Genomic DNA, 15,873 nt, shown 5'->3' with positions numbered 1-15,873 from the left:
CCAAGGCCCAACCCAACCCCAAAACAAGGGCCAGGCAAACCAAAACAAAACAAACCCCAAAACCACACAAACAACATGCGCAGCCCCAGGGCCATGGCATAAAAAACATGACACACTATCGAGTTCTCAAACAACACGCCCACCGAGATTTCAGGCCAAGGAAGAATTCCTTGCTTGCCTCTCGAAGGCGACCGGACTAGCATATGCAGGTTGTCGTTCGGGAATCAAATTCGGATCACGTGACCCTGATCTCTGAACTATTCTGCTTTTTTCCGTACCGACCGGATTACTCCTGCCGATGCGACGTTTCCGCCGTCCGGTACCGCCGTCGAACCGTAAGGTCGCGCCGGCAGCGAGGAGTACTATAGCGAGACCTGACCACCTGCTGTCAAACGATTTTCTGGCGACCTGCATCACATCTGACATCTCCAGGTGACAAGCTGATCTGCCGAGCACCGACAGCGCCCATCGTCACTGCGCGCCCTGTGTCTTCCGGGCCCGCGCGGATGTTCAGGAGGTGCGCGCGCGGGAGGCCTGGTAGGCGGCCCCCACGATGCCGGCCGTGTTGAGCAGCTGGGCCGGGACGATCGGGGTCTTGAGGTCGAGCAGCGGCAGGTACTTCTCGTGCTTGCGGGAGACTCCCCCGCCCACCACGAACAGGTCCGGGGAGAAGAGCATCTCCACGTGGGAGTAGTAGCGCTGGAGGCGCTTGGCCCACTTCTTCCAGGACAGGTCCTGGACGGTGCGCTGCCCGGCCGAGGCCCGGCTCTCGGCGTCGTAGCCGTCGATCTCCAGGTGCCCGAGCTCGGTGTTGGGGACCAGGGTTCCGTCAACAATGACGGCCGAGCCGATCCCGGTGCCCAGGGTGGTCACGATGATGGTCCCGGGTACGTCCTTGGCGGCGCCGAAGGCGACCTCTGCCAGGCCCGCGGCGTCGGCGTCGTTGAGTCCGGTCACCTGCCGGCCCAGGTGCTCGCGCATGAGCTCGGTGAGGTTGACGCCCGTCCAGGACTTGTCGAGGTTGGCGATGAAGGGGACGGTGCCGTGAACGATCGGGGCGGGCAGGGCCACACCGACCGGAACGTCGTCGCCCACCTCGAGCTGTTCGAGGAGCTCGCGGCACACCTCGGCGACGGCCGCGGGGGTGGACTCCTCAGGGGTGTCGATGCGGACACGCTCGCCGATGAACGTGCCCGTGGCCAGGTCGACCAGGGCGCTCTTGACGCCCGATCCGCCGATGTCGATCCCACATGCCACTGATACTGCTGGTGCTGTCGAAGTCATGAGGTCCTCCTGGTACTACGCGTCCTCGCGGCTGCCGCCCAGCCTAGTGCAGAGACGGCGACCGCGAGGACGATCGGTACGAGGAGTCGATGGCGGCCGCAGGCCGCAGCGGCGGCACTCAGTCGCGAGTGCTCTCCTGGCGGGCGCCCCGGTAGAGGTACCACAGAGTGCCGACGAACAGCACCACGCCCACCCAGGGAGCGATGCCGGCGAAGCCCTCGGGCATGATGGCCAACGGGTCCGCCTTGCCGCCGAAGGCCACGACGATCCCGGCGTAGACCACCCCGGCGAGGCTCTCACCGACGATGAGGCCGGTGGCCATGAGCGTGCCCATGCGCTTGGCCCGCTCCGGGTTGGCGGTGTGCTCGGCCCAGCGGTCGTAGACGTGACCGAGGGCGGCACCGATCGGGATCATGACGGTGACGGCCGTGGGCAGGTACATGCCCATGCCGACGGCGAGCGGCGGCAGGGAGTACTTGGTGTTGCGGCGCAGGATCTCGTCGATGGCGATGACGACGGCGCCGATGAGGGCGCCCAGCCCCAGCAGGCTCCAGTTGAGGTCGCCACCGAGGACGCCCTGAACCAGGTGCTTGATGAGGTTCGCCTGGGGCGCGGCCAGGGCGTCGTCACCGGCGTCGGGGGCACCGGCGAAGCGGAAGGCGCCTTGCATGAGGCTGAGCACCGGCGGGATGACGATGGCGCCGAAGACGACACCGATGACGAGGGCCACCTGCTGCTTCCACGGGGTGGAGTCGACGAGCTGACCGGTCTTGAGGTCCTGAAGGTTGTCGTTCGAGATGGTGGCCACGCCGAAGACGACCGCGGTGACGAACAGGGTGTAGGCCACCAGGGTGCGGACGTCGTCGGGCGAGGAGGAGGTGGCGATGGTGCGCACGAGCGCGGCCGCGGTCACCGCCACGAGGATGCCGACGCCGGAGATCGGCGAGTTGGACGAACCGATGAGGCCGGCCATGTAGCCGCAGACCGAGGCGACGACCAGACCGGTCAGCAGGATGAAGAGTATGGAAGCGATGATGAGGCCCGCCGAGTGGTGAGCCATGGCGGTATCGTGCAGGAACAGCCACAGGAGCACACCGATGGGCAGCATGGAGCCGACGGTGACGCCGATGACCGTCTTCATCGACAGGTCGCGCTCGGTCAGGGGGATCTCCTCGCCGGCGTCGCGCTTGGCGCTGGAGGCCAGGGACTCGCGGATACCGGTGACGATGGGGCCGAGGATCTTCAGGAAGGTCCAGATGGCGGCGATGGCGATGGCGCCGGCACCGACGATCCGCACCTCACTGGCGAAGGTGGCGCCCACGAAGTCGGCGAGGTCCTTGTCGGCGACCGCCGTGCCCCAGGTGCGCATCGGAAGCAGCACGCCGTAGGAGATGAGCAGGCCGATGATCATGGCGATACCGACGCCGACGCCGACCAGGTGGCCCACGCCGGCCAGTGCCAGGGACAGGGAGGTGCCCATCATCGTGGCGCCGGCACCGACCCGGAAGACCCCGGAGATGTCGACGCTGATGGCCTTGAGGGCGTTGAGGAAGTACAGGGCCGCCGAGGCGATGGAGCCCCGCACGATGACGCCCAGTCCACGGCTGGACTCCTCGGCCCCTTCGCTGGTGTCGCCCACGCGCAGGACCTCGGCGCCGGCCACGCCCTCGGGGTAGGGCAGGTCGGAGTTGGTCACGAGCGCGCGCCGCAGCGGGATCGAGTAGGTGACGCCGAGGATGCCACCCAGGATGATGACCAGGACGGTCTGGAGGTAGGGGAAGCCGGTCCACCAGCCCACGATGATGAGTCCGGGCAGCACGAAGATGATGGCGGACAGCGTGCCTGCCGCCGAGGCGATCGTCTGCACGATGTTGTTCTCCTGGATCGTGTGATCGGAGAAGCGGCGCAGGATCGCCATGGAGATGACGGCTGCCGGGATCGAGGTGGCGAAGGTGAGCCCCACCTTGAGGCCGAGGTAGACGTTCGCCGCGGTGAAGATGAGCGTGATGATGCCGCCGATGACGATGCCGCGGAGAGTCAGCTCCTTGACCGGGCCGGAGCCGGCACTGGACGGCTTCGCCGCAGTGGAGCCGCGTGAGGTTGTTGTGGACATGGTGAGATCTCTCGATGTCGGGATGATTCCGGGGCGAGACTAGCACTATGTTGGAAAACGATCGTTAATAGCTCATTCGATGCACAACTGAGCAGGACCGGCGTCGTTGCCCTCAACACTTCGACCGAATCTTCAGAAACGACGCGGCTCCGGGTCTTTTTTGAAGTTTTGGTCGAAGTGTTAGTGAGGCACGGGTCGAAGTGAGCGGCGGGCGCGACCGACTCACTCGGAGGCCAGGGCGCGGGCAAGGGGGCCGAGGTCGGGCCGGCGTCCACCCGGGCGAGTACCCTGACGACTCAAGGACGAGCCTCCGGCAACCTGCGAGGTGAGAGATGGCCAGGCCGCGCAAGCCGATCGACCCGACCCGACGTCGCCGCTTGATGCGGACGGCCCGCACGATGTTTGCGCTCCGCGGGTACAACGGCACCACATTGAGCGATATCCTCTCCGCCGCGGAGTTCCCTCGCAGCTCCTTCTACTACTTCTTCACCGACAAGGCGGCACTCTTCGACACGGCATTCTCCGACGGGTTGTCCTTGCTCGCCGAGAGAGTGAGCCCACCCGATCCTGCGGCGCTGACCGCCGAGTCCTTCTGGCCCGAGCTCCTCACCTTCTTCGACGAGCTGGCAGTAGCTAGCGGCGATGAGGATGCAACAGCGATCGCGACGCTCTTCCACATGCGGGACGCTCCGCCGAGCGCCTCACGCGCCGATTTCGAGAGGTCCGCCCGGGCGTGGTGCCAGCAGACCGTGCACGAGGGTCGCCAGCAGGGCGTGCTCGACCAGGAGATCCCGGAGGACCTGCAGGTCGAGCTGGTGTGGAGCGTTGCCGTTGCACTCGATCGGTGGTTGGCCACGAGGGCCGGCAACGGTACGGATGGTCGAGAGGTGACACGCATCCTCCTGACGCGCTTGTTCGAGGCTCCGTAGCAGGCCCCTTTCCGCTCGACCGCAGCCGCAAGAGCCGACAGCCCCCTATTTGTGGACAGCATTGTCCACAAACGACTACCATGCCGATTACCCGCCGTTCACTGCCACAACGAGATCCAGGAGGAAGGCAAGATGGCGAGCGTTCTTGTCGCCGGGGCGACCGGGTACCTGGGCCGGTACGTGGTCGCCGAGCTTCACAACCGCGGACATCTCGTGCGGGCCGTGGCGCGGGACCAGGACCGCGCCCGCAGGGAAGGGCCCTGGGGCTCACCGTCATTGAACGGCCTGGTGGACGAGTGGGCTCTCGGAAACGTCACCGATCCTCGCTTCACCCGGAGTCTTGCAGCCGACGTCGACCATGTTGTCTCGGCTTTGGGGGTGACGCGCCAGAAGGCCGACCCGTGGCAGATCGACAACCTCGCCAACCTGGCGATCCTGAACTCGGCACTGAAGCACGCCGGCTCATTCACCTATATCAATACCCTGGGCGGAGATCGCTGCCCCGCCCGGCTGACGCGAGCGAAGTCGGCATTCGCACAGACGCTCTCGGCGGCGGAGATCAGCGCTCAGATCATCAATCCACCGGCCTACTTCTCCGACATGACGGAGGTGCTGTCGATGGCCAGACGCGGCCTGGTGACGGTGCTCCGCCCGACAGCGCGGATCAACCCGATTCACGGGGCGGATCTGGCGGCCTATGTCGTTGACCGGATGGAGGCGGGGACTGCTGGCACCTGGGATGTTGGCGGCCCGGATGTGCTCATCTGGAGACAGGTAGCCCAGCTGGCGTTCCGCGCCGTCGGCACACCGCCGCGCATCGCCACGGTGCCCGCCTGGGCGCTGCCACCGGCCTTGAGGCTGACAGCGTTGTTCAGCCCCCGCCTGGCCGACGTCGCCCAGTTCATGACCTGGAACATGATGCGCGACTGCGTGGCCCAGACGACGGGCACCCATCACCTCGCGGACTTCTACGCTGAGCAGGGAAATAGCACTAGTAAGTTCAGCTCACTGCGCTTGAGGTCGCGATAGATGCGACTTATGACGGTGAACTCAGTAAACAGGCCGAGCATGTACGACACGCTTAACCCCGAGCGTCCAGACGGTTCCAGCGAGACCCATTTCCGCACCATTCCGAGTCGCGGATCATGCAGAGTCCGTTACGAGATGCATGACTTGCATGATTCGGAGTCATCTTCTGGTCCCCTCTCGGGATCGAATACAGTGCCGACGAACTAACCTGCTCGCCAGCGCCGCTCGGAGAAAAGCTGTCGTTGAGCCACGATCTCGCGTACGGCGAACGCAGGCAACTCAAGCTGCTCCACATCAACATTCTCAATCCATGCTGTGCATTGCGCAGGAGAGAGAAAGGGATCCAGCACAAACTCCGCAATCGCGCGAGTAGTAGCCCTTGACAACCCAACCGAGATGAAGGACATGTCGGTCGGCCGTGGCACTCCCAGTTCAAGCATCATCTCGATATCTCCAGCATCTACCTCCATCTGTCGACCAAGTATTCCCGCCGCTTGCGCCACGACGTCGGCATAGCAGGATAGGTACCTTGGCGCCTCAAAACGCGCGATGTCCTCTACATCTGCCATCACCTGGCGAATCAGCCTCGGATAGGAGACTTCTTGGCCTTGATCGCGTCGCCACCTCGCACGGTTGTCGATGATGACACTAAGAGGCACGCCTCTCATCCAATGAACGATGAGGCGCGCGAGCGACAGGCGACGAGACTCCGGCTTGAACGATCCGCCCAGGTACTCAGCAACATAGTCCAGCGCGGTCTTGTACTCCTCGAACGCATCATCGCTAGTTGGAGGAACGAGAGCAAGTTCCTCGGGCTGACCGTTCGCCAAGACGGCATCCAAGAGGCGCTGCATCGACATCGGACTGATACCTGCATGCTTCTTCACGAGGTCTGGGCCAAGCCGGAGAGTTGGCGTCACGCGCCCGAGTGCCTCAGCGATCCGGTCGGTCTCTTCCACACTTAAGGTAACACCATATAGTCCAACCAGATTCCCGTCAGATATGAAACGACCAGCAAGCCAGTTGAAGGAAGATTCGAGTTCCGGAGGCGTCTCACGATCAGCTTTGCGTGCACCACGGTCGATGTATTCGATCATTCTAGCTATGTTGGACAGCGTCATAGTCGCCGCCGGCACAATCGATGAACGCTTTCGCCTCCCTGGCTTTTCAGGCCAAGCCTTCGCATCTGACGTATCAACACAGAATATGTTCCCCTGGAACTCAGTACCCCATCTACCAGCCCTTCCGGCCAAATTCCAGAAGTCTGGCATGGGCATATGCATCTTGGGTCCCTTGCGCGGAGCGCGCAGGAAGAGGTTTCGGCACGGCAGATTCACTCCCTCAAGAAGAGTGGAAGTGCATACCAGATATCTGAGCTCTCCTCGCTTGAACAACTCCTCAACCTTCGCCTTGAGCACGAGAGGCATATCACCGTAATGAAAGCCGACACCCCGCCTGGCGAACTCGGCGAGTTGAAATCTCTCGTGCACGACACCTTTGGAAAAATCGACCAATTCTTCGACAGCATCCGACTCTATCGCAGGATCGTTCCTCAGAGCGTCGAATATGATTCTCGCAAACTTCTCCGCTTCAGCCGGGCCGTTCGCAAAAACAAGGTTCCCCGTGGAGACACCCCCAATCGCGGCAGCGATGAGAGGAACTTTCTGCCCAACGACATCTGGAGCATGGGGTAGCTCTATCTCGCCAACCTCCCGCTCATTTCCCTCATATACGAGTGAGAGCGAATAGCGCTGCGGCTTCCTGTGGACCTGGTTGACGAAGACGAGGTTCTGATTCACCGTCACCGTCTCGCCGACAAACGCAGCCTTGCACTCGTGTGAAGATGCGGAATCTAAGAGTACTCCAGGGTTGGCTGACAAAGGACTTGCGAACACTAACCGCACATTTGGGTCCCGACGAAGGGCTTCATCAAGCACCTGCGTTAACAGTATCCCGCGAGTGCCATCGGCGATCTTCTGCGCTTCGTCTACAAAGATCACCGACGGTGTAAACTGCGGCAACCGCTGATGCAGCAGGTGAAGGCGCTCTTGCGTGAGAACGAACACCTGTCGCTCGAAGCCAGTAATTTCAGGGTCCCACGGGAGGGTGTGAACACCCACACTGTCATCCAGTTTGGATCGGAAGACCTCACTAACCTCCTCAACGAGAGCTCTAGTGGGAGCAATATACACGAGTCGCGCAGGCGTCGCTCCTCGCAGTTCCGCGAACATCCACTCACGGATGATGTACGACTTACCTGCAGATGTCGGTGCAGATACACTCACCCAGTCATTGGCGGAAGCAAGGTCCCAGAACTTTTTTTGAAAGGGATTGACGTCAATAACGTCGCCACTCGGAAGCGTCACCGTTAGTTCGGCGCGACGGTAAAGCGCATCAAGGACAAGTGTCGACGAGTTTGCTTCAATCGACGCCAGAATACTCTCGTCACGGTCTCGCGCCAGAGCGATTGCTGGCTGATTCCCCACACGATCTAGTAAAAGAATGGCGGCGGCCCGCTGCTCATCGGTACTTTGACTCGACCGCAGACAACCTTGCGCAACACGCAGCACAGCCTCCTGCGCACCCTCATTCGACTCCGGAGTTAGCGCACTCGCACATGCCAAGAGAAAAGCCCAGTCGGGCTCGCGTGCAGGAGAAGCGGAATCACCCAACAAAGGCACATCCGCCCGTACCGAACTGACCGCTATTTCCTCGAGGCCAGCTCGAAACCGACTAAGGGAGAGCACCCGGTCAGACAATTGACTCACAACTTAACCTCATATCCTAAGCTCAGCCTTGACTGCCTTTCGAAATTCCTCAACAGACGGCATCGGAAGGAAGAATACCTCGATTGCGTGTTTAGTCAGGGAACGATTCTCAAGACGGTTCTTTGTGGATCTCACCCAGCCACTTAAGACTTCATCCAGTTCACCTTTCACAGACTCTTCTTCGCGAGGAAGACTTGGATAGTTCTCATGTACGAACCCAATAAGACAGGCTCCACGCATCTCGACATTCGCAGAAAGGGTTGAACTATCATCAAAGTACTCGAGGAGCCGGGCCGTCACTTCCGCATTTCCAGCGTCGACGTAGTGCCTGATCAGGAAAACGTCCCGCTCGTGAGCGACACCAGACAGATACGGCGCGATACTGCTCATGCAATCCGTCATCGCTTTGGCAACCGACTCATAGAGCTTTGCTTCACCCCAATAAACAGCTAGATCTCCGTTATCAAGGAGCTTTGCGTGCACTCCGTCAGCGCCGTGGTACTGCACCTCGTTATTCGTCTTTAGAGACATCTTGCTAAGGATCTGCGGTATCTGGAGCTCTTTCTCAAGCAACACATATAGAAGGAGCTCTGCACCCTCCCCTGTCTTGACCTGGGTCTGAGTGAACAGACGCGCCGCGTCGTTGGCGAGGCGAGTAATCTCCGGAATCTGCCTATCTAGAGACAACTTCCTAATCTTCTCGATTTCCTTCCGAGGGATGCAATAGTTGACGATCTGATTTGCGAGCTGCTTCGCTAGCGTCTTGAGGCGAGGGGTCCCCAAGGGGTCACTTCGGAGAAAGTGGCAGCGGACGATCGAACGCGTGCCTTCAACAGAGATCGGTTCGCCGTAAATGACTAACGAACTCTCTACTTCGTCCCAGCCACCCCGCACGAGCTGTCGAACCGCTTCGATCAACGGCACCTGTCCGTCAGCAGCAGGCTGAGCCCCCTCGCAAGTCATGCGGTCCAGCCGATCCTGCTCGGGATGGACGACCCAACGACCCGCACACCTTCGCTCCACGACTCACGTTGGTTCATCATCGACCTCCTCAGTTGAGGGTCGATGGACCGACGACCCGGGTGAGATTGTCATGTCACCCATCTTGCCGTATTGCCATGGCCGATACATCACGACACGGCGACGCCGACAGTCATGTGCTAAGGAGCCGTAGTTCGGGTGCCGTCGCGCGCAATCGGGGGGGGGTGCCCCTATGTGGTGTGTCAAGCGGCGGCGGGTAGTTTCGTGGCTGGTTGTGGGTCGTAGAGGGCTCCATCTCGGATCATGGCGTGCAGGGTCAGGATGCGGCGGTGGGCCAGGGCGAGAACGGCCTGGCCCAAGGCGGTTTGCCTTGGTCTCGTTTGCGCTGGTAGTAGGCCCGGGAGACGGGGTCGGAGCGCAGGGAGGCGAAGGCGGACAGGAACATGGCGCGCTTGAGCCTCTTGTTGCCGCCGTGGGAGACGTGCTCACCACGGATCGATGAGCCGGAGCGGCGTGTGACGGGAGCGAGCCCGGCGTAGGAGGCCAGCTGGGCGCCGGTGTCGAAGGTCTTGCCCAGGGTCTCGGCCAGGAAGACGGCTGCGGTCCTGACCCCGATCCCGGGCATGGAGGTCAGGACCTGGTAAAGAGGGTGGGCCTGCACCAGGGTCTCGACCTGGGCGGCGACATCGGCCCGCTGGGAGTGCAGGGCGATGAGCTGCCTGGCCAGGTGGGGCAGCACCACTGCGGCGGCGTCGGTGCCGGCGACCACCACGGTCTGGTGCTTCAGGGCCGAGACGATCTGGCCCGCCCAGGCGGCATGCCGCCTGCACCCGTGCTTCTTGAGCCTGGCGTCAATCCTTGTCCTGCCTGCGCGCTTCAGGTCGGCTGGGGTGGGCCAGGCGGCGATGACCTCCAGGACGGCGTCGTGCTCCAGCCAGGGCCCCAGCACCCGCTCGAGGGTGGGGTGGATCTGGGTGTACAGGCCCCGGATCCGGTTGGCGGTCTGGTTGACCTGGCGGGCCAGGTCCAGGTCGAATCCCGTGAGCATCGACAAGGCGGCCGCGTCCTCGTCCGAGGCGTTGATGGCTCTCAGGGTGTGGGGCATGCTCCTGGCAGCGCCAGCGATGACGGCCGCGTCCTTCGCGTCGGTCTTGGCGCTGCCCGGCGTCAGGTCGGCGATGCGGCGCATCGACAGTCCGGGCAGGTAGCCCACGGTGATGCCCATGTCCTGGGCCACCGCCACCGCCAGGGCCCCGATGGTGGCGGGCTGGTCTACTACCACCAGCAGGTTCCCGTGGTCGGCCAGCTTGCCGTAAAGGGAACGCAGACGTGCTTCGTCGTTGGGAAGGGGCTTGTCAAAGACCTTCCGCCCGTCCCGGCTCAGGGCCGTGGCCCAGTGATCCGTCTTGCCGACGTCGATGCCGATGAAGACCTCGATGTCCTCGATATCCATCTCTCCTGCCACCTCTCGCTGCATGGGTGCAGGGCCAGCAGGTGGACGACCGGTTCCGCACCCACGTTACGAAAGACCTCACACGCGGTGGGTCGTTCCCCTTATCAGCGGTCACCAGCGTCCGGCTGCTGCGGGTGACAACACCCCCCGGATCATCTACGGACAGGGGCAAGACATCATGCCCGCAGCAACTGGCCCGGCCCCGGACCACCCGGGACCACCAACAAGGTAACGGGATTGCTCTAGCTGCACGAGGTCATGACGCTGGCGACGTGTGCTGGGACGGGTGGCGGGAGGCTGGTTGCGGCAGGCGGTGTGGGGTCGATGGTAGCTGTAGTGGCGGTTCCACACCGGGACGGCGTCGGGTTATCGACAGCGGCCAACTCGGCATCTCTGATCTCACGCGGGAGGCAGAAGGGGTCTGCCCCGCCATCTTGCTGGCGGGGAAGACCCCTGAGGTGGTGGAGCTAGGGGGATTCGAACCCCCGACCTTCTCATTGCGAACGAGACGCGCTACCAACTGCGCCATAGCCCCAAGTGCGGACTGATCCTAGCATCGCCGCCGGGAGTCCTGGCAAGTTCGGTGGCGGTGAGCCCGCCCACCGTGCCATCACCTCCCGGCGCCGTGCCTCGGGAGCCCGGGACTACTCGCCGGCTGCGTGCCGCCCCTCGAGGATCGCGTCGAGGTCGATGGGGTGGAAGAGCTCCTCCTCGTCCTCCACGGGAGCCGGGATGTAGGCGCGGGCCGACTGCGGGCGCGCGGGCACCGGCGCGCAGACGCCCGGGTCGACCACCGGGTCGGCGTAGGAGCGCCGGGGCGCCCTGGCCGCCAGCGTGTAGGTCGGGGCGGGCACGTGGACCGGGCGCCAGCCCTGAGGCGGGGTCGACGTCGTCGCCTCCTCCTTGACGACACCCTCCGCCTCAGCCGGGGCAGCGGGGGTCTGGGGGCGGGCGGCCGGGCGGGCCGGCTCGGAGGCAGTCTGGGGAGCGGAGTCGGCAGTGCGCCGGGCCGGCTCAGCGGCGGCCTGCGGGGACGAGGCAGCAGCCCCCTGTTCCTGCACCTCCTGCTCAATGGCGGTCGCCTCGGCGAAGAGCTTGCCCCAACCGGACAGGCGGCGGGAGGTCGAGGCCGGCAGGGAGGCCACGAAGTCCTTGGTGCGCGGCGAGCTCTCCTCGTCCCCGTCGCGGGAGACCGCCTCGCGCACACCCATGTCCCGGGAGACCCTGCCGGCATGGCGGGAGGGCACGTAGACCGAGGCGCGGCGGGTCGCCTCACGCTCGGCGGCCACCGCTGCGGCGGTCTCGTCATCCAGGTCGGCGTCGAGCCTGGCCAGGCGCTCCTCCTCGGAGTCGGCGGCTCGGGAGGGACGGACAGCAGCGGTGTCGGTCGCCTCGGCGGGGCTGCCGGCGGCGGTCTCAGCAGACACCGCGGACTCGGCGGACGCAGAGCCCGCGACCGGCCGCCGAGCACCCTCGCGGGCGAGGCGCTCGATGAAGGAGTCCTGTACGCCGGAGTCACCGGCGGCCTCGACGGACACAGCGGGCGAGGCCGCACTGGCACTGACCGCACCGCTGGAGGCGCTACGAGAGCCGACGACGGAGCGGGGCGCGGCCACGACCGAGGCCGATGAGCGCCGGCCGGTCAGGGTCACCAGGGTCTGCTCGAGCTCGGCGATGCGGCGGCGCTCACGGCGGTCCGCCGCGGCCGAGGCCAGAGCGGCCCGACGTCCGGCCACCATCGAGGCTCCCAGCAGGGCGGTGGGCAGCAGGGCGGGCCACCACGGCAGCGCCGTGACGAGGCCCAGCACCCAGGCGCCGAGCGAGACTCCGAGCAGGACGCCGGCGACGATCCCGCGGTGCGAGGCGGCGACCCGACGGCGCTCACGCCCCTGGGCGTGAACCTGGCGGGCACGGTCGAGCTCGCGCTCGGTGCGCAGGGCGCGCACATTCCTCACGGCGGGCCTGTTCATCACCCTCACCTCCGGTCGACGTCGAAAGAGCTCCGCATGCCCACTGTTCGCGCAGGTGTCGTCGCGTTCGACGGCGGCCGCACCCGTGGCCAGGACCCGCAGCTCAGCCGAGTAGCGGTCCTGGACGTTGGAGCGGCGAGTCATCTCGCGGCGCCCCACTAAAAGCGGAAGGAGGTACACGGAGAGAACCGTGATGAGGGCGATGACTGCCCAGATCTCGATTCCCACACAGCAACCGTAAGCGCGCCCACCCTCCTCCCCGCGCAGGAACACTCCGACTTTCCTTCGAAATACCTGGGATTCACGACGTCACACTGTCAGCATGACACCCCGGTCACCACATGAGTCACATACGTTTCTTCCGTCTCGTTGAGCACGCCGTGACCGCCCGGCCGACAGCCAACCCGAACGCGCCGTCGGCACACCCCTCGCACTCCGCACACCCCGCGTGCGCTCCGTCCCCACCGGCGCGCACGCCGTGAAAAACCGTCACTCACGCGCCAGACGCTGCTCAAAACCGGCGCCATCGGGCCCGTGGACCTCCTCGGCAACGGCCGCGAAGGAGACGTGGTCGGCCCAGGCGCCGTTGATGTGCATGTAGCCGCGTCGCAGCCCCTCCTCGCGCAGCCCGAGGCCGCGGCACAGCGCCAGACTCCGCTCATTGTCGGGGCGCACGTTGATCTCCACGCGGTGCAGCCCCACCGGCCCCAGCAGGTGGTCCAGGACGAGGGCCACCGCCAGGCGCATGATCCCCCTCCCCTGCCAGGCCGAGCCGATCCAGTAACCGACCTGGGCGCTGCGCGTGGCGCCCCAGGTGATCGGGTCGACAGCGATCTGTCCGGCGAAGGCGCCGTCGACCTCGACGACGAGGGGCATCGCCTCGGCGAGCCTGGCCCGGCGCGTCTGGCGGCGCAGGAAGACGGGGAAGGTGCTCAGCGCCTCCCCGCCGCCGGTCGGCAGGGTGGCCTCCCAGGGGGCGAGTCGGTCGTTCTCCGCCAGCCGCAGCTCCTTCCAGGGCGCCTCGTCCTCAGCCCGCAGCTCGCGCACGATGACTGAGGGGCGTCCGGGAGTCTGCGAGCCACCTGGCACCGGCCCGGCGTGGGCCGTTTCGGGCTCGAGGCGCACCGGCCAGGTGAAGCGCGCCGGCGTCCCGGCCCCGAGCAGCAGGCCGGCGATGGCCCGCCGCAGTCCCCCGCCACGGGAGCCGGCGGGCGTCGTCGGGGCCGAGTCGGACATCAGGCGTCCAGCAGGAGGCAGTGGAGGGTGTCGCCGGCCACCACGGTGCTCGTGTCCTCAGGGACGACGGCGATGGCGTTGGCCTCGGACAGGCCGTACAGCCGGAACGTGCCCGGCGTCGTCGTCGGCTCGGCGCGGTATCCGCGGGAGGGCGAGCCGCTGACGCGCACCGGGACGAACTCCCGCTTGCCGCTCGGGGAGTGCCAGCCCTCGGAGATAGCGGCCGGCAGGCTGGAGCGGTGCAGGGAGGTGCGCCCGGCGATCTGGCGCAGGACAGGGCGCACGAAGGTCTCGAAGGCGATCTGGGCGCTGACCGGGTCTCCGGGCAGGCAGAAGATCGGGGTGCCCTCGACCGTGCCGACGCCGAGCTGGCGGCCCGGGGACATGGCGACGGCGTCGAAGCGCACCGAGCCCAGGGGAGCCAGGACCTCCTTGACGGTGTCCCCCTGCCCGACGCTCAGGCCTCCGGTGGTGATGAGGACGTCGGCGCGCACCAGCTGGTCCTCGATGGTGTCGGCCAGGGCTCGCAGCTCGTCGGGGACGGCGGCCACCCGGAAGGCCTGGCCGCCGGCGTCGGTGACCGCGCAGGCCAGGGCGTGGCCGTTGGCGTCGAAGACGTCCCCGGCCTCCCGGGACTGGCCGGGCTCGACCAGCTCGTCCCCGATGGAGACCACGACGACGCGCGGGGCGGGGCGCACGCGCACCCGGTGCAGCCCGAGGCCGGCCAGGAGGGCCACATGGCGGGCGCTGATGCGCGATCCCTGTTTGAGGACGGTGGTCCCCGACTTCACGTCCTCGGCGCGGCGTCGGACGCTGTCGCCGGCCGCGACGGAGCGGTGGATGGTGACCCGGGACTCGCCGCGGTCGGTGTCGGCCCAGGGGATGACGGCGTCGGCGCCCAGCGGCATGGGGGCCCCGGAGTCGATGAGGACGGCGGCCCCGGAGACGAGGTGGCAGGGGCGCATGTCGCCGGCGCGCACCGCGTCGACGACGTCGAGCACGAGCGGGTTGTTGCGGTCGGCCTCGGCGACGTCCTTGGCGATGACCGCATAGCCGTCCTGCCCGGCCAGATCCACGGCGGGCAGGTCGATTCCGGCGACGACGTCCTGGGCCAGGACGCATCCGACGGCGTCGGGCAGGACCACGTCGAGGGGCGCTGCCGCCTGGGCGATCTCCAGGCAGGCGGCCAGGTGCTCGGCCACTGTTCTCATGGCACTCAGGTTACCGTCAGGTTGACGACATGCGCTGTGCCCCGCCGGGACGAACGGTTCAGGCGCGAAGCGTCATCACCTGCGAGGATGACCTCATGACGACCGGCGCGCTGGACCTTCCCGACACGAGCCGACTCGAGCTCGACGACGCCAAGGACGAGCTGCGCAAGGTACTGCGGGCGCACCGCCGCGCCCATCACCACCACCCGCCCCAGGGACACACGGCGGACTGCGAGGCGCTGACCGAGCACGCCCTGGAGGCGGTGGCCGGCGCGCAGAAGGTGGCCGCCTTCGTGTCGGTGGGAGCAGAGCCCTGCACCCGGCTGCTGCTGGAGCGGCTTCACGAGGGCGGCGTCCAGGTCCTGCTGCCGATGCTCGGACCCCGCCTGGCGCGCTGCTGGGGACTGTTCCAGGGAAGTGAGGACCTGGCGGAGCGGGCACCGAGGCGCCCACCGGAGCCCAGTGGCCCCACCCTGCCGGCCGACGCGGTCGGCCAGGTCGACGCCCTCATCATTCCGGCACTGGCCGTGGACAGCGCCGGACGCCGCCTGGGACAGGGGGGCGGCTGGTACGACCGGATGCTGCCACTGCGCTCCCCTGAGGCCCACACCTTCGCCATCCTCCACCCCGAGGAGCTGGTGCCCGGACCGCTGCCGAGGGAGGAGCACGACGAGCCCGTGGACGCCGTCATCACGGCCCAGGAGTGGTTCCTGCTGGCCGCCGGATCGCCGGCGCACGCCATGTCGCCGGAGTCCTGAGCCCGCCGACGCCGCAGGCCTCCGGGGGCCACAGGCTCACCGGAGGCGACCCCTGTCCACAGCACCGCGGAGCAGGCGTGCCAGGACGCCGCCGGCCGCCGACCCTGGTGGCATGAGACCTCGCCATGGACTGCCCCGCCG

Annotated in this window: 10 protein-coding genes, 1 tRNA gene and 1 pseudogene; 3 read left to right on the top strand and 9 right to left on the bottom strand. The window is 65.9% G+C overall.

Annotated elements, in window-relative coordinates; genetic code table 11:
* Positions 1–510: 510 nt before the first annotated feature.
* Together ppgK and BKH32_RS04790 are read right to left on the bottom strand one after the other, a co-directional pair.
* On the bottom strand, positions 511–1,284 hold the full coding sequence (ppgK, locus tag BKH32_RS04795; protein WP_075248879.1) for a polyphosphate--glucose phosphotransferase: 774 nt from the start codon (positions 1,282–1,284) through the stop codon (positions 511–513).
* Positions 1,285–1,402: 118 nt separating this feature from the next.
* Positions 1,403–3,397 carry an OPT family oligopeptide transporter gene (locus tag BKH32_RS04790; RefSeq protein WP_075248878.1) on the bottom strand — a complete coding sequence of 665 codons (1,995 nt, stop codon included), beginning with the start codon at positions 3,395–3,397 and terminating at the stop codon, positions 1,403–1,405.
* A 332-nt stretch (positions 3,398–3,729) separates the two neighbouring features.
* On the opposite strand from BKH32_RS04790, the gene BKH32_RS04785 reads away from it, so the two are divergent.
* Complete coding sequence (locus BKH32_RS04785) at positions 3,730–4,326, top strand: TetR/AcrR family transcriptional regulator (protein WP_075248877.1); 597 nt, start codon at positions 3,730–3,732, stop codon at positions 4,324–4,326.
* Between the two features lie 132 nt (positions 4,327–4,458).
* Positions 4,459–5,355: an SDR family oxidoreductase gene (locus BKH32_RS04780; RefSeq protein WP_075248876.1), complete on the top strand. Its 897-nt coding sequence runs from the start codon at positions 4,459–4,461 to the stop codon at positions 5,353–5,355.
* Positions 5,356–5,558: 203 nt separating this feature from the next.
* Here BKH32_RS04780 and BKH32_RS04775 read toward each other — a convergent pair whose 3' ends face one another.
* The 7 genes and pseudogenes from BKH32_RS04775 to BKH32_RS04740 form a co-directional block, all read right to left on the bottom strand.
* Positions 5,559–7,841, bottom strand: coding sequence for a DEAD/DEAH box helicase (locus BKH32_RS04775; RefSeq protein WP_178384559.1), 2,283 nt, complete (start codon positions 7,839–7,841; stop codon positions 5,559–5,561).
* Positions 7,842–8,132: 291 nt separating this feature from the next.
* Positions 8,133–9,086: a HamA C-terminal domain-containing protein gene (locus BKH32_RS04770; protein ID WP_075248874.1), complete on the bottom strand. Its 954-nt coding sequence runs from the start codon at positions 9,084–9,086 to the stop codon at positions 8,133–8,135.
* Between the two features lie 260 nt (positions 9,087–9,346).
* A pseudogene (locus BKH32_RS04765) lies at positions 9,347–10,581 on the bottom strand (IS110 family transposase).
* Between the two features lie 435 nt (positions 10,582–11,016).
* A tRNA-Ala gene (locus BKH32_RS04755) sits at positions 11,017–11,092 on the bottom strand.
* A 109-nt stretch (positions 11,093–11,201) separates the two neighbouring features.
* Complete coding sequence (locus BKH32_RS04750) at positions 11,202–12,755, bottom strand: hypothetical protein (RefSeq protein WP_256690879.1); 1,554 nt, start codon at positions 12,753–12,755, stop codon at positions 11,202–11,204.
* Positions 12,756–13,016: 261 nt separating this feature from the next.
* Entirely contained in the window at positions 13,017–13,763 is a 747-nt protein-coding gene (locus BKH32_RS04745) for a GNAT family N-acetyltransferase (protein ID WP_075248871.1), read from the bottom strand.
* Entirely contained in the window at positions 13,763–14,974 is a 1,212-nt protein-coding gene (locus tag BKH32_RS04740; protein ID WP_075248870.1) for a molybdopterin molybdotransferase MoeA, read from the bottom strand. Before BKH32_RS04740 ends, BKH32_RS04745 begins: the two co-directional genes overlap by 1 nt.
* Before the next feature lie 95 nt (positions 14,975–15,069).
* On the opposite strand from BKH32_RS04740, the gene BKH32_RS04735 reads away from it, so the two are divergent.
* Positions 15,070–15,732 (top strand): 5-formyltetrahydrofolate cyclo-ligase, encoded by a 663-nt coding sequence (locus tag BKH32_RS04735; RefSeq protein ID WP_075248883.1) that lies wholly within the window; start codon positions 15,070–15,072, stop codon positions 15,730–15,732.
* Positions 15,733–15,873 lie beyond the last annotated feature (141 nt).

It is taken from the genome of Actinomyces oris (assembly GCF_001929375.1).
Taxonomy (GTDB): Bacteria; Actinomycetota; Actinomycetes; order Actinomycetales; family Actinomycetaceae; genus Actinomyces; species Actinomyces oris_B.
Note: the sequence above shows the minus strand (reverse complement) of the source record. Positions and strands in the feature narration are given on the sequence as shown.

What these genes read in the sequence shown, in the direction of transcription:
- ppgK (WP_075248879.1), bottom strand. Translation starts at nt 1,284, where the DNA reads ATGACTTCGACAGCACCAGCAGTATCAGTGGCATGTGGGATCGACATC.
- BKH32_RS04790 (WP_075248878.1), bottom strand. Translation starts at nt 3,397, where the DNA reads ATGTCCACAACAACCTCACGCGGCTCCACTGCGGCGAAGCCGTCCAGT.
- BKH32_RS04785 (WP_075248877.1), top strand. Translation starts at nt 3,730, where the DNA reads ATGGCCAGGCCGCGCAAGCCGATCGACCCGACCCGACGTCGCCGCTTG.
- BKH32_RS04780 (WP_075248876.1), top strand. Translation starts at nt 4,459, where the DNA reads ATGGCGAGCGTTCTTGTCGCCGGGGCGACCGGGTACCTGGGCCGGTAC.
- BKH32_RS04770 (WP_075248874.1), bottom strand. Translation starts at nt 9,086, where the DNA reads ATGACTTGCGAGGGGGCTCAGCCTGCTGCTGACGGACAGGTGCCGTTG.
- BKH32_RS04745 (WP_075248871.1), bottom strand. Translation starts at nt 13,763, where the DNA reads ATGTCCGACTCGGCCCCGACGACGCCCGCCGGCTCCCGTGGCGGGGGA.
- BKH32_RS04740 (WP_075248870.1), bottom strand. Translation starts at nt 14,974, where the DNA reads ATGAGAACAGTGGCCGAGCACCTGGCCGCCTGCCTGGAGATCGCCCAG.
- BKH32_RS04735 (WP_075248883.1), top strand. Translation starts at nt 15,070, where the DNA reads ATGACGACCGGCGCGCTGGACCTTCCCGACACGAGCCGACTCGAGCTC.